Here is a 12646-nt window from a genome sequence, read left to right as displayed (position 1 = left end):
GAGTGCCGGCCCGGTTCAGTTGGGGAAGGTGGGGCGCTGCACCGGCTCGATCCACGGCAGCGACGGCAACTTGGAGATCAGCGCCGTCTCCGAACGCAGCAGCCGCAGCTCGTCGGCGAGCCGGGACGCGGTGTCCGGGGCCTGGAGCAGCCGCTGCTTGACCGAGTTGTCGAGCACCGCCGCGGCCGCCACCAGGTAGGACAGCACCGACGGTTCGCCGGGCAGCTCCTGCTCGGCGGCGAGGGTGCGTTCCCGCGCCCCGGCGAGCCGCTTCTGGTAGGCGCGGAAGGCGCGGACGACGCCGGAGGCCAGCGCGCCGGCCTCGTCGCCCTCCTCCTCGGGCAGCTCCTCCACCTCGCCGGTGAGGTAGCTGCCCGAGGCGTCCACGGACAGCAGCCGGAACCGGGTGGTGCCGGTGGCCAGCACCTCGAACGTCCCGTTGGAGCGCTCCCGGATGGTCGCCGCGTCGGCCACGCAGCCCACATGGTGGAAGGCCTGCATCGGGTCGGAGCCGAAGCCGGCCGCCGGGCCCCGCTCGGGCGGCGAGGTGGGGTCCGGCATGCCGGGCGCGACGGGGGCCACCTCCCGGCCGTCGCGGATGGCGACCACCCCGAAGCGGCGCGGGGCGTCCTCGGGCAGCGCCCGCAGGTCACGCATCAGGGAGCGGTACCGCTCCTCGAAGACGTTCAGGGGCAGCACCAGTCCGGGGAACAGCACCGTGTTCAGCGGAAAGAGCGGAAGGCGGGGGTCGGTCACGGCGGTTAAGCCTAATGGCCGACCGGCCCGGTTGTACGGGCCGACCGCCGCCGCGCCGCCCGCCCCCACCGGGACGGCCCCCACCCGGGGCGGTCCGCGGAGCGCCTCCAACCCCTGGGCGCACCGCCCTGACCCGGCCCCCCGGCCCGGCAGGCACCGCCCCCCGCGGACCCGTGCGCCGGCCCCGCGCGCACCGCCACGACGGACCCGTGCGCCGCCGACGCGCCGTCCACGCCGTCCGAGCAACGCCCGGCCCCGCACGTGCCACCACCCCGTGCACCGCCCCCCGCCGCCACGTACGCCCCGGCCCCCCGCACGCGCACCGCCCGGCCCCGCGGGCGCACCGCCCACGGAGCCCGCGCGCCGCTACTGCCGCCGCAGCAGCCGGGACGCGCCCGCGGCGACCGAGGTGGCCAGGATCCAGCCGAGCAGGATCAGTGCCGCCGCCAGCCACTGGGAGAGTCCGCCCGGCCGCCAGTAGGCGTCCTGGCCCAGCTCGATCAGCGGCAGTAAGAGGTCCAGCGTGTACAGGTAGGCGTTCCAGTGCGGCGACTCGCCGTCCTTCAGCTCCTCCGGCGGCCGCTGGAGGTAGTACGCCGTGCCGACCGCCCACAGCACCGCCATCCACACCAGCGCCCGGCCCGGCCGGTAGCCGTAGGCGACCGTCCAGTCCTGCAGGTAGCCCCAGAGCTTCCCGGCCAGCGGCAGGGTCTCCCGCCGCCGCCGCTGCTTGGCCAGCAGCACCTCCCGGGCGTCCGCGTCCTCGCCGCTGGTGCGCAGCGCGGTGGCCAGCACCTCGTACGGGTCGGGGGAGTACTCCGGGGTGGCGGCGGCCACCCACTCCAGCCGCCGGGCGAGCGGGAAGTGGCCGCGCGGTATGAGGTGCTCGTAGAAGAAACCGGCCATCGCCAGCTGGCCCGGCCCCGGCCAGCTCACCGACTTGTCCACCAGGTTCACCACCCGGGCGCCGGAGAGGATCACCCGGCCGCGCTGCGGACGCTCGCCCAGGAAGCGCAGCTCGGGCGTCTGCACCCGGCGCATGGACAGCTCCTGGTCGTTCTCCATCACGAACCGCGCCTGGTCGAAGTCGACGGCGTCGCCGAACCGCCCGTCGTCCAGCCGCACCCCGCCCTCGCACTCGAACCGCTGGATACGGGTGCCCCGGCCCGGAGTGGTGGTCCCGTACGGCGGGGTCGCCCCGCTGGAGAACGGCGAGTTGCTCACCCCGGCGCTGGTCAGGTACAGGCTGCGCTCCACGGTCAGCTGCGGCGCGTTGAGCGCCCGCCGCCCGTAGGGGTTGCGCAGCTGGCTGCCGCGCAGGCTCAGCGACACGCCCACCTTCGCGGCGCGCAGGCTCAGCTCGCCGTACGACTCGATCATCTCCGCCTGGAGGTCCTGGCCGACGGTCAGCCCGTCCGCCGTGATCGACCGGCCCCGCCGGTCCCGCCGCACCACCAGCTGGTTGAGCAGCAGGTCGGTGCCTATCTGGGCGTCGGTGAGCCGGATGCCGTGCTCCACCACGCAGCGCGGCAGGTGCAGGTCGCCCTCGGTCTGCAGCCGCGCCGCCTCGATCCGCGGCACCGCGCAGCCCACCAGCCGCAGCGTGGTGAACCGGCTCTCCGGCAGCAGCAGCTCCTGCTCGAAGCGGCAGTTGCGCATCTCCACGTACGGCTCGACGGTGCCGCCGGCCAGATCGAGGGTGCCGGTGATGTGCACCCCGTTCAGTTTGAGCGCGGTCACCCGGCCCGGCTGCGGCGGCGGCCCGTCCAGCAGCAGCAGCGCCACCACCCGGGCCCGCACGCTGCGCTCCGGCCCCCACGCGTGCGGCCCGGCCGGATCGTTCCGCTGGGGGTGCGGGGTACGCAGGTCGAGCGTGCTGCCGTTGCGGAACGCCTGCCACATCCCCCACTCGGGTGTGGTCAGGTCGAGCCCCGCGGGCGGGTCGCCGTCGTGTGGCTCGGTCACTGCCCTTGTCCCTCCACGAAAATCCGCGTCCCGTCCCCGGCCCCGTCCCGGCCCCCCGGCCACCTACCCGGTGCATTCCCGCTGCGTAACCGGTTGAACGCCGTTGGTCAGGATCGTTGGGGATCGTCTCGGGTCGTGTATCACACCCTGATACGTGACACCGGTCCCACCGGCGGGTCTGAGACAATTGGCTGCGTGATCTCCCGAATCGATCTGCGCGGTGCCGCCCGGGGCGAGGACTCCCCCCGCGGCGGCATCGACCGCGACCTGCTGCCCCGTGCCGAGCTCGACGTCGAGGCCGCCCTGGAGAAGGTGCGGCCCATCTGCGACGACGTGCACCATCGCGGCACCGCGGCGCTGATCGAGTACGCCGAGCGGTTCGACGGTGTCCGGATCGAGCGGGTCCGGGTGCCCGCCGAGGCGATCGGGCGCGCCCTGGCCGAGCTGGACCCGGCCGTCCGCGCCGCCCTGGAGGAGTCGATCCGCCGCGCCCGGCTGGTCCACCGCGAGCAGCGGCGCACCGACACCACCGTGACGGTGGTCCCCGGCGGCACGGTCACCGAACGCTGGGTCCCGGTGGAGCGCGTCGGGCTGTACGTCCCCGGCGGCAACGCCGTCTACCCGTCCTCCGTGGTGATGAACGTGGTGCCCGCGCAGGAGGCCGGGGTCGGCTCGCTCGCCGTCTCCTCGCCCCCGCAGAAGGACTTCGGCGGCCTGCCGCACCCCACCATCCTCGCCGCCTGCGCCCTGCTCGGCGTGGACGAGGTGTACGCGGCCGGCGGCGCCCAGGCGGTGGCCATGTTCGCCTACGGCACCGAGGAGTGCCGCCCGGTCCAGCTGGTCACCGGCCCCGGGAACATCTGGGTGGCGGCCGCCAAGCGCCTGCTGAAGGGCCGCATCGGCATCGACGCCGAGGCCGGCCCCACCGAGATCGCCATCCTCGCCGACGACACCGCCGACCCGGCGCACGTGGCCGCCGACCTGATCAGCCAGGCCGAGCACGACACGCTCGCCGCCGCGGTCCTGGTCACCCCCTCCACCGCCCTCGCCGAGGCGGTCGAGCTGGAGCTGAAGACCCAGGTCGCCGCCGCCCGGCACCGCGAGCGGATCACCGAGGCACTGGCCGGCCGGCAGTCCGGCATCGTGCTCGTGGACGACCTCGACCAGGGCCTGGCGGTGGTGGACGCCTACGCCGCCGAGCACCTGGAGATCCAGACCGCGAACGCCGCCGAGGTGGCCGCCCGGGTCCGCAACGCCGGCGCGATCTTCGTCGGCCCGTACGCCCCGGTCTCCCTCGGCGACTACTGCGCCGGATCCAACCACGTGCTGCCCACCGGCGGCTGCGCCTGCCACTCCTCCGGCCTGTCCGTCCAGTCCTTCCTGCGCGGCATCCACGTGGTGGACTACAGCCGGGACGCGCTGGCCGAGGTCACCCACCACGTGGTGACGCTCGCCGAGGCCGAGGACCTGCCGGCGCACGGCGCCGCCCTCAAGGCCCGGTTCGACGGGAAGGTTCCGCAGGACCAGTGACCGCCAACCCCGCCTCCCCCTGGGAGGACCTGCCCATCCGGGACGAGCTGCGCGGCACCTCCCCCTACGGCGCCCCGCAGCTGGACGTGCCCGTCCGGCTGAACACCAACGAGAACCCCTACCCGCTGCCCGAGCCGCTGGTGGCCCGGATCGCCGAGCGGGTCGCCGAGGCGGCCCGCCACCTCAACCGCTACCCCGACCGGGACGCGGTCGAGCTGCGCACCCAGCTGGCGCACTACCTGTCCCGGACCACCGGCCACCCGGTTGGCCCCGCGCAGGTGTGGGCGGCCAACGGCTCCAACGAGGTCCTCCAGCAGCTGCTGCAGACCTTCGGCGGACCGGGCCGCACCGCCATCGGCTTCGAGCCCTCGTACTCGATGCACGCCCTGATCGCCCGCGGCACCAACACCGGCTGGCTCTCCGGACCGCGCAACGAGGACTTCACCATCGACGTGGACGCGGCCCGCGCGGCGATCGCCGAGCACCGCCCCGACATCGTCTTCATCACCTCCCCCAACAACCCCACCGGCACCGCCGTCGCCGAGGCCACCGTGCTGGCGCTGTACGAGGCCGCGCAGGCGGCGAAGCCGTCGATGGTGGTCGTGGACGAGGCGTACGGCGAGTTCAGCCACCACGCCTCGCTGCTGCCGCTGCTCGCCGGACGCCGGCACCTGGTGGTCACCCGCACCATGTCCAAGGCGTTCGGCGCGGCCGGGCTCCGGCTGGGCTACCTCGCCGCCGACCCGGCGGTGGTGGACGCCGTCCAGCTGGTCCGGCTGCCCTACCACCTGTCCGCCGTCACCCAGGCCACCGCGCTCGCCGCCCTGGAGCACACCGACACCCTGCTGAAGTACGTCGAGCAGCTGAAGACCGAACGGGACCGGCTGGTGGACGGGCTGCGCGCCCTGGGACTGGAGGTGACCGACTCGGACGCCAACTTCGTCCAGTTCGGACGCTTCGCCGACAGCCACGCGGCGTGGCAGGCGCTGCTGCACCACGGCGTCCTGGTCCGGGACAACGGCGTACCCGGCCGGCTGCGGGTCACCGCGGGCACCCCCGCCGAGAACGACGCCTTCCTGGCCGCCGTCGCCGCCGTCCTCGGCGACCTGGAGCTGCTGCCCGCCACCGGGCCGGACCACACCGGGGCGGGGGACGGCCCCACGCCCTCGAAGGAGTACACGCACCATGGCCAGTGAAGGTCGCGTCGGCCGAGTCGAACGCACCACCAAGGAAACCTCCGTCCTGGTCGAGATCGACCTCGACGGCACCGGGCAGGTCGACGTCTCGACCGGCGTCGGCTTCTACGACCACATGCTCGACCAGCTCGGCCGGCACGGGCTGTTCGACCTCACCGTCAAGACCGACGGTGACCTGCACATCGACAGCCACCACACCATCGAGGACACCGCCCTGGCCCTGGGCGCCGCGTTCCGGCAGGCGCTCGGCGACAAGGTGGGCATCTACCGCTTCGGCAACTGCACCGTGCCGCTGGACGAGTCCCTCGCGCAGGTGACCGTGGACCTCTCCGGCCGCCCCTACCTGGTGCACACCGAGCCGGAGAACATGGCCCCGATGATCGGCGCCTACGACACCACCATGACCCGGCACATCCTGGAGTCCTTCGTGGCCCAGGCGCAGATCGCGCTGCACGTCCACGTACCCTACGGACGCAACGCGCACCACATCGTCGAGTGCCAGTTCAAGGCACTCGCCCGCGCGCTGCGCTACGCCAGCGAACGCGACCCGCGGGCCGCCGGAATCCTCCCGTCCACGAAGGGCGCCCTGTGAACGGCACCTCCACCCTCTTCATCGTCCTCGGACTCTTCCTGCTCGGCGGAGTGATCTCCTTCGTCAAGCAGGGCATGTCCCGGAGCCTGGTCACCCTGCTGAGCATCGGCGCCGGGATGTCGCTGATCGCCGGCCTCGCGCGGCTGGAGGTGTGGAGTTGACCGAGCGCGCCCGCAAGGTCGTGGTCTTCGACTACGGCTTCGGCAACGTCCGCTCCGCCGAACGGGCCCTGGCCCGGGTCGGCGCCGACGTGGAGATCACCCGCGACTACGACACGGCGATGAACGCCGACGGCCTGCTGGTCCCCGGCGTCGGCGCGTTCGCCGCCTGCATGCGCGGCCTGCGCCGGGCCCGCGGCGACTGGGTCGTGGGCCGCCGGCTCTCCGGCGGCCGCCCGGTGATGGGCATCTGCGTGGGCATGCAGATCCTCTTCGCCCGCGGCATCGAACACGGCGAGGAGACCGAGGGCCTGGACGAGTGGCCCGGCACGGTCGCCCCGCTGCGCGCCCCGGTCGTCCCGCACATGGGCTGGAACACCGTCCGGGCACCGGCCGACTCCCGGCTCTTCGCCGGCCTCGACGCCGACGCCCGGTACTACTTCGTGCACTCCTACGCGGTGCGCACCTGGGACCTGGAGACCGCCAACCCCGGCATCCGCGCCCCCAAGGTCACCTGGGCCGAGCACGGCGACCCGTTCGTCGCGGCGGTCGAGAACGGACCGCTGTGGGCCACCCAGTTCCATCCCGAGAAGTCCGGTGACGCCGGCGCCCAGCTGCTGACCAACTGGCTCGCCACGCTCTGACCCGCCCGCTCGCCCCGCGCACCCCTACCACCACGCACGAGGACCCGCCCAGATGAGCAAGCTCGAACTCCTCCCCGCCGTCGACGTCCGCGACGGCCAGGCCGTCCGCCTGGTGCACGGCGAGTCCGGCACCGAGACCTCCTACGGCTCGCCCCTGGAGGCGGCCCTGGCCTGGCAGCGGGCCGGCGCCGAATGGCTCCACCTGGTGGACCTCGACGCCGCCTTCGGCACCGGCGACAACCGCGAGCTGATCGCGGAGGTCACCGGCGCCATGGACATCAAGGTGGAACTGTCCGGCGGCATCCGCGACGACGCCTCGCTCGCCGCCGCCCTGGCCACCGGATGCACCCGGGTCAACCTGGGCACCGCCGCGCTGGAGACCCCCGAGTGGGTCGCCGGGGTCATCGCCGAGCACGGCGACAAGATCGCCGTCGGACTGGACGTCCGCGGCACCACGCTGCGCGGCCGGGGCTGGACCCGCGACGGCGGCGACCTGTACGAGACCCTCGCCCGGCTGGACTCCGAGGGCTGCGCCCGCTACGTCGTCACCGACATCGCCAAGGACGGCACCCTCCAGGGCCCCAACCTCCAGCTGCTCCGCGACGTGTGCGCCGCCACCGACAAGCCGGTCGTCGCCTCCGGCGGCGTCTCCTCCCTGGACGACCTGCGGGCCATCGCCGGTCTGGTGCCGGAAGGCGTCGAAGGCGCGATCGTGGGCAAGGCGCTCTACGCCAAGGCGTTCACCCTCGAAGAGGCACTGGAGGCGGTATCCCGATGACCGGAGCCGTACGGCGCACGCAGTCCGACGACCCCTGGGAGGAGACGACCGGTTCCGCGCGCGCCGTGGCGGCGGGCGACCTGGTCCTGGTCGGCGGCACCATGCCCGTCACGGGCACCGTGCTGCAGGGCGAGGGGGACCCCTACGAGCAGGCCAGAGCCGCGTTCGGCAAGGCGCTGGCGGCCCTGGACGAGTTCGGCCTGGGCGCCGGGTCGGTGATCCGCACCCGGATCTACCTCACCCATCTGCGCGACGTGGACGCGGTGGCCCGCGCCCACAAGGAGCTGTTCGGCGCGGTGCGCCCGGTCACCACCACCGTGGTGGTCTCCGGGTTCGTCGATTCCCGGGTGCTGGTCGAGGTCGAAGTCGAAGCGTACAGAGGAGCAACCACACGATGACCCTGGCGGTCCGAGTCATCCCCTGCCTGGACGTGGACAACGGCCGGGTCGTCAAGGGGGTCAACTTCCAGAACCTGCGGGACGCCGGCGACCCGGTCGAGATGGCCCGGATCTACGGCGAGGAGGGCGCCGACGAGCTGACCTTCCTCGACATCACCGCCTCCTCCGGGAACCGGGAGACCACCTACGACGTGGTGCGCCGCACCGCCGAGCAGGTCTTCATCCCGCTCACCGTGGGCGGGGGCGTGCGCACCGCCGACGACGTCGACCGGCTGCTGCGCGCCGGCGCGGACAAGGTCGGCGTCAACACCGCCGCGATCGCCCGCCCGGAGCTGATCCGGGAGATCGCCGAGCGCTTCGGCCGCCAGGTGCTGGTGCTCTCGGTGGACGCCCGCCGCACCCCGGAGGACACCACCACCCCCAGCGGGTACGAGGTGACCACGCACGGCGGGCGCCGCGGCACCGGCCTGGACGCGGTGGAGTGGGCGCACCGCGCGGCCGAGCTGGGCGCCGGGGAGATCCTGCTGAACTCCATGGACGCCGACGGCACCAAGGACGGCTACGACACCGAGATGATCGCCGCGGTGCGCAAGCACGTGACCGTCCCGGTCATCGCCAGCGGCGGCGCCGGGCGCCTCGCCGACTTCGCCCCCGCGGTGGAGGCCGGCGCCGACGCGGTGCTCGCCGCCTCCGTCTTCCACTTCGGCGACCTGCGCATCGGCCAGGTCAAGGACGCGCTGCGCTCGGCGGGCCACCCGGTCCGCTGAGCCCGGGCCGCGCCCCTGAGCGGGCGCGGGGGCCGTGGCCCTGGGCGCGGCTCGTGTTTTCGCGCCCGTGTGCCCCTGAGCCGGGGCCGGCCGCCGTTTTCCGCCGGTCCGGCCCCGGTCCGGTCCGGACCGGGGCGGCGGGTGTGCGCGGGCGGGCGGCACGGTGACCCGGCGACGACGCCGGCGCGGATCGGCGTGGCCGGCGGCGGCGCGGGTCGGCGTGGCCGGTGACCCGGTGACGGGCGGCGGGCCCGGCCGGCGGCGCGCTACGGGGCGGCGCGGCCGGACCCAGCGGCCCGGCCCGGGCGGGGCCGGACGCACCGGCTCCGGGCCCGGGCCCCGCTCACAGACCCAGCCGGGCCTCGTGGAGCCGCTCCACCGCCTCCTTGTCACCGTCCAGCGCGACCTGGGCCACCTGCTGACGGCCGTACAGCAGGAGCAGCAGCTCGGCCGGTTCGCCGGTCGCGGTCACCACCGGGGTGCCGCGGCGGGCGACCGCGGTGCGGCCGTCGGGGCGGCGGAGCACCAGCCCGACCGGGCAGCGGCGGGCGAACAGCCGGGCGGCGCGCTCGATCCGCGACCACAGCACATCGGCGAGGACCGGATCGACCGGGCGCGGCGTCCAGTCCGGCTCCGCCCGGCGGACGTCCTCGCCGTGCACGAAGAACTCCACCGTGTTCGCCGCCTCGTCGATCTGCTTCAGGGCGAACGGGGAGAGCCGGGGCGGCCCGGTGCGGATGAGCTGGATCAGCTCCTCGTACGGCTTGGCGGCGAACTCGGCCTGCACCCGCTCCAGCCGCGCCGCCAGCGGCTTGAACAGCGCTCCGGTGGCGGCGTCGGCACGGCGTTCCCGGACCACCAGGTGGGCGGCGAGGTCCCGGGTGGTCCAGCCTTCGCAGAGCGTCGGGGCCTGCGGGCCGGCCGCCTCCAGGAGATCGGCGAGGAGCAGTCGTTCGCGCTGGGCATGGGTGGACATGGGGGCCAGGGTACGACCGGGCGTGCGGCCGGGCCACGGTGCCGCGCCCGCCGGGTCGGCCGTACGGCGGGTCCCGGGCACCGCCGCGGCCGGGCGGTGCCACCGGGGCGGGACCGGCGGTCCGGCCGGCATCGCGGCGCCCGGCCGGCCGTGGGACCCCGGCCGCAGGGCTCCGGCGCCCGGGCGTGACACACCCCGGCCGCCGCATCGGCACCCCGCGCCCAGGCGTTCCGTCCGCGGGCTCCGGTTCGCGGGGGTCCGGCGCGCCCGGCCGTCGCGTCGCTGTCACGTTAGGGCCGCCGCGTTCGGGCCGGTGCGCCCCGGCCGTCGCGTTCGGCCGCTGCGCCCGGGCCGCCGCGGTGCGCCGTTGCGGTGCGCGCCGGGCCGTCGCCGTCCGACGACCGGGCTCCGGCGTCAGGCCGGCGGCCGGGGGCGTCCGGGCGAGGCACCCCATCGGCGGCGTCCGGGCGACCTCGCATCTCCGGCGGGGGTCTGGCCGGTCGTCACCGGGCGACACCCGGTGCGCGATCAGCGCCGCCCGGGCCGTCGCCGTCCGACGACCGGGCTCCGGCGTCAGGCCGGCGGCCGGGGGCGTCCGGGCGGCGCACCCCATCGGCGGCGCCCGGGCGCCGCACCCCCTCCGGCGGGCGCCTGGCCCGTCGTCACCGGGCGCTCACCCGGTGCGCGATGAGCGCGGCCCGGATCGTCGGCAGATCGGCCGGCCGGCTGGTGTCCAGACCGGTGAGCGCGGCCACCTTCCGCAGCCGGTAGTCCACGGTGTTGGGGTGCACCTGGAGCGCGGCGGCGGTCCGCCGGCGGTCCACCGGCCCGGCCATGAACACGCGCAGCGTCTCCAGCAGCTCCGGCCGCCCGGTCAGCGGCGCCAGCAGCGCGGCCAGCTCCTCGCGGGCCGGCCCGGGGCGGGTGAGCTGGTACTCCAGTGCCACGTCGGCCAGCCGGTACAGCCCCGGCGGCCGGTCGAAGACGGTGGCCGTCTCGCACACCTGCCCCGCCAGCGGGGCGGCCTCGGCCACCTCCTCCGGCGCCGCCGCCACCGCCCCGGCCCAGATCTCGGCGCCGGACACCTGGCTCATGTGCCGCACCACCGAGGAGAGCCAGTCCCAGTCCTTTCCGGCCGGACCGGTGCCGGGCACCTCGCGCGGCACCAGGGCGACCCCGCCGTCGGCGGCGAACAGCGCCGGCGCGTCCCCGGCCACGTGCCGCTCCAGCTCCGCGCGGGCCCGGCGCAGCTTCCGCCGTGCGGCCGCCACCGGATCGGCGCCCGGCCGCAGCTCCTGCGGGTGCGGTCCGAACCGCAGCCCGAGCACCAGGTAGCAGGCCGGCAGCCGGACACCCGCGCGGCGGGCCGCGGCCGGCGCGGGCGCGCCCTCCAGGAGGTCCGCCAGCAGCGACCGCCGGGCGGCGTGCGCGTCCCCGGCCGCCGCCCGGCGCTCCGCCGCGTACCCGGCCGAGGCCGCCGACGACAGCAGGTCCAGGCAGCGAAGCACCAGCCGGTGCACGGCGAGGACCGACGGCAGGTCGGCCGGCCCGGCGGTGGCGGCCAGCCGGTCCAGGCACAGCTGCGCGCCCAGGTGGTAGGCGCTGAGCACCGCCTCCAGCGGAACGCCGTCCTCCGCCCGCCGGGCCGCCGACTCCCGTATCCGTGCGAGCTGTTCGGGTGCCGGGAGCCGGCCGGTGTCGAGCACCCGGGTCAGCGCGCGCACCCCGTACTCCACGGTGCGGCCGATCTCGGCGCGCAGCCGCTCCCGGGGCAGACCGCGGTAGGCCGGGACGCGGGCGACCAGTTCCTCCAGCACCCGGGCCGACAGATCGTGCGTCGCGGAGGCGAGCCGCCGGTGCGGCGGGGTGCCGCCCGGCGCGATCGTGCTCTGGTCGCCGCTCATGCCGCCCCTCCCCGCAGACGCCGCGGTACCGCCCACCCTGGTGTTACCAATGAGTAACACGAGGGTGGCGCGGACACCAGCCGTCCGGCCGCGGAATCCGGCGCCCGTCCGCGACCGGACGCGTCACCGGGGGAGGCGGCGCCACCCCGCCAGGCGCCCGGCCCCGCCGCCGCCCGGCGCCGTACCGCACCGTCCGGAGGCGGTCCGCGCCGCCCTCGCGGGCCGGCGGACGGTCAGCCGGGCAGCGGCTCCTGGAGCTTGGGGCCGTCCACGGAGGCGCTGAGCGTCAGCGAACACGACACCCGGTCCTGGCCCCGGGCGTAGGTCTCCCGGGACGGGTAGAGCGCGTAGTAGTAGAAGGTCTTGTCCCGCGGCAGGTCCGCCAGGCGCTTCTCGGCGTCCGCCCGGCACAGGCCCAGAGCCTTCTGCTGGATCTCCTGCTCGGTGCCGAAGGTGCCGGTCAGCGTCTCGTTGGCGATGACCTCACCGTCGTGCGGACCGTCGCAGGAGCGGATCTCCACCCGGGTCACCGTGCTGTCCAGACCGGGGTGGTCGAAGCACTGCCCCGGCTCCAGCGCCACGTACGGCACCGCCGGGGCGGAGGAGTCGGTGCCGGAGTCGGTGGGGGAGGACGAGGCGTCCGGTTCGTCGGAGCCGTCCCCCGGACCGCCGCCCAGCGGGGCGCCCCGCCCCGGGTCCTCGGTGCCCGACGGCCCGGCCGCCGGGGAACTCGGCGGGGCGGAGGGCGTGCCGGTGGCGGACGCGGCGGAGGAACCGGCGGCGGCCGGCCTGCCCCCGTCGTCGCCGTCGTCGCCCAGTGCGTACAGCACCCCGCCGGCCACCAGCGCCGCCGCGGCCACCGCGCCCGCCGCGACGGCCGCCACCTTCCGCCCGTTGCGGCGTGGCGGACCCGGCGGCGGCACCGGCGGCCCGAACCCGCCGCCCGGGCCGCCCGATCCGCCGAAACCACCGCCCGGGCCGC

At 75.6% G+C, this 12646-nt stretch carries 13 protein-coding genes; 8 read left to right on the top strand and 5 right to left on the bottom strand.

What is annotated here, in order from left to right; genetic code table 11:
- Positions 1-15: 15 nt before the first annotated feature.
- Positions 16-756 carry an LON peptidase substrate-binding domain-containing protein gene (locus IHE55_RS05995; protein ID WP_197988079.1) on the bottom strand — a complete coding sequence of 247 codons (741 nt, stop codon included), beginning with the start codon at positions 754-756 and terminating at the stop codon, positions 16-18.
- A gap of 366 nt (positions 757-1122) precedes the next feature.
- The gene (locus IHE55_RS05990) at positions 1123-2721 is read right to left on the bottom strand and encodes an oxidoreductase (RefSeq protein ID WP_197988078.1); all 1599 of its coding nucleotides are present in this window, start codon (positions 2719-2721) and stop codon (positions 1123-1125) included.
- A gap of 195 nt (positions 2722-2916) precedes the next feature.
- Between IHE55_RS05990 and hisD the strand changes: the two genes are divergently transcribed.
- From hisD to hisF, 8 genes are read left to right on the top strand one after another with little or no spacing between them, the layout of a single operon-like run.
- Positions 2917-4251, top strand: a complete 1335-nt coding sequence (gene hisD / locus IHE55_RS05985; RefSeq protein ID WP_197988077.1) for a histidinol dehydrogenase — start codon at positions 2917-2919, stop codon at positions 4249-4251.
- On the top strand, positions 4248-5447 hold the full coding sequence (locus tag IHE55_RS05980) for a histidinol-phosphate transaminase (RefSeq protein ID WP_197988076.1): 1200 nt from the start codon (positions 4248-4250) through the stop codon (positions 5445-5447). Before hisD ends, IHE55_RS05980 begins: the two co-directional genes overlap by 4 nt.
- Entirely contained in the window at positions 5437-6039 is a 603-nt protein-coding gene (gene hisB / locus IHE55_RS05975) for an imidazoleglycerol-phosphate dehydratase HisB (RefSeq protein WP_197988075.1), read from the top strand. The genes IHE55_RS05980 and hisB overlap by 11 nt, the downstream gene beginning before the upstream one ends.
- Entirely contained in the window at positions 6036-6200 is a 165-nt protein-coding gene (locus IHE55_RS05970) for a CG2302 family histidine operon protein (RefSeq protein WP_197988074.1), read from the top strand. The genes hisB and IHE55_RS05970 overlap by 4 nt, the downstream gene beginning before the upstream one ends.
- Positions 6197-6841, top strand: a complete 645-nt coding sequence (gene hisH, locus IHE55_RS05965; protein ID WP_197988073.1) for an imidazole glycerol phosphate synthase subunit HisH — start codon at positions 6197-6199, stop codon at positions 6839-6841. The genes IHE55_RS05970 and hisH overlap by 4 nt, the downstream gene beginning before the upstream one ends.
- A 52-nt stretch (positions 6842-6893) precedes the next feature.
- A complete protein-coding gene (priA, locus tag IHE55_RS05960) occupies positions 6894-7619 on the top strand; it encodes a bifunctional 1-(5-phosphoribosyl)-5-((5-phosphoribosylamino)methylideneamino)imidazole-4-carboxamide isomerase/phosphoribosylanthranilate isomerase PriA (protein WP_197988072.1) in 726 nt (241 codons plus the stop codon).
- Complete coding sequence (locus IHE55_RS05955) at positions 7616-8017, top strand: Rid family hydrolase (RefSeq protein WP_197988071.1); 402 nt, start codon at positions 7616-7618, stop codon at positions 8015-8017. The genes priA and IHE55_RS05955 overlap by 4 nt, the downstream gene beginning before the upstream one ends.
- On the top strand, positions 8014-8784 hold the full coding sequence (gene hisF / locus IHE55_RS05950; RefSeq protein WP_197988070.1) for an imidazole glycerol phosphate synthase subunit HisF: 771 nt from the start codon (positions 8014-8016) through the stop codon (positions 8782-8784). Before IHE55_RS05955 ends, hisF begins: the two co-directional genes overlap by 4 nt.
- Positions 8785-9127: 343 nt before the next feature.
- On the opposite strand, the gene IHE55_RS05945 is transcribed toward hisF, so the two are convergent.
- The 3 genes from IHE55_RS05945 to IHE55_RS32145 form a co-directional block, all read right to left on the bottom strand.
- The gene (locus tag IHE55_RS05945; protein WP_197988069.1) at positions 9128-9760 is read right to left on the bottom strand and encodes a TIGR03085 family metal-binding protein; all 633 of its coding nucleotides are present in this window, start codon (positions 9758-9760) and stop codon (positions 9128-9130) included.
- A 662-nt stretch (positions 9761-10422) separates the two neighbouring features.
- Positions 10423-11664, bottom strand: a complete 1242-nt coding sequence (locus IHE55_RS05940) for a PucR family transcriptional regulator (RefSeq protein WP_197988068.1) — start codon at positions 11662-11664, stop codon at positions 10423-10425.
- Positions 11665-11897: 233 nt separating this feature from the next.
- Complete coding sequence (locus IHE55_RS32145) at positions 11898-12548, bottom strand: septum formation family protein (protein ID WP_197988067.1); 651 nt, start codon at positions 12546-12548, stop codon at positions 11898-11900.
- Positions 12549-12646 lie beyond the last annotated feature (98 nt).

This window comes from Streptomyces pactum (assembly GCF_016031615.1).
GTDB classification, from domain to species: Bacteria; Actinomycetota; Actinomycetes; order Streptomycetales; family Streptomycetaceae; genus Streptomyces; species Streptomyces pactus.
Note: the sequence above shows the minus strand (reverse complement) of the source record. Positions and strands in the feature narration are given on the sequence as shown.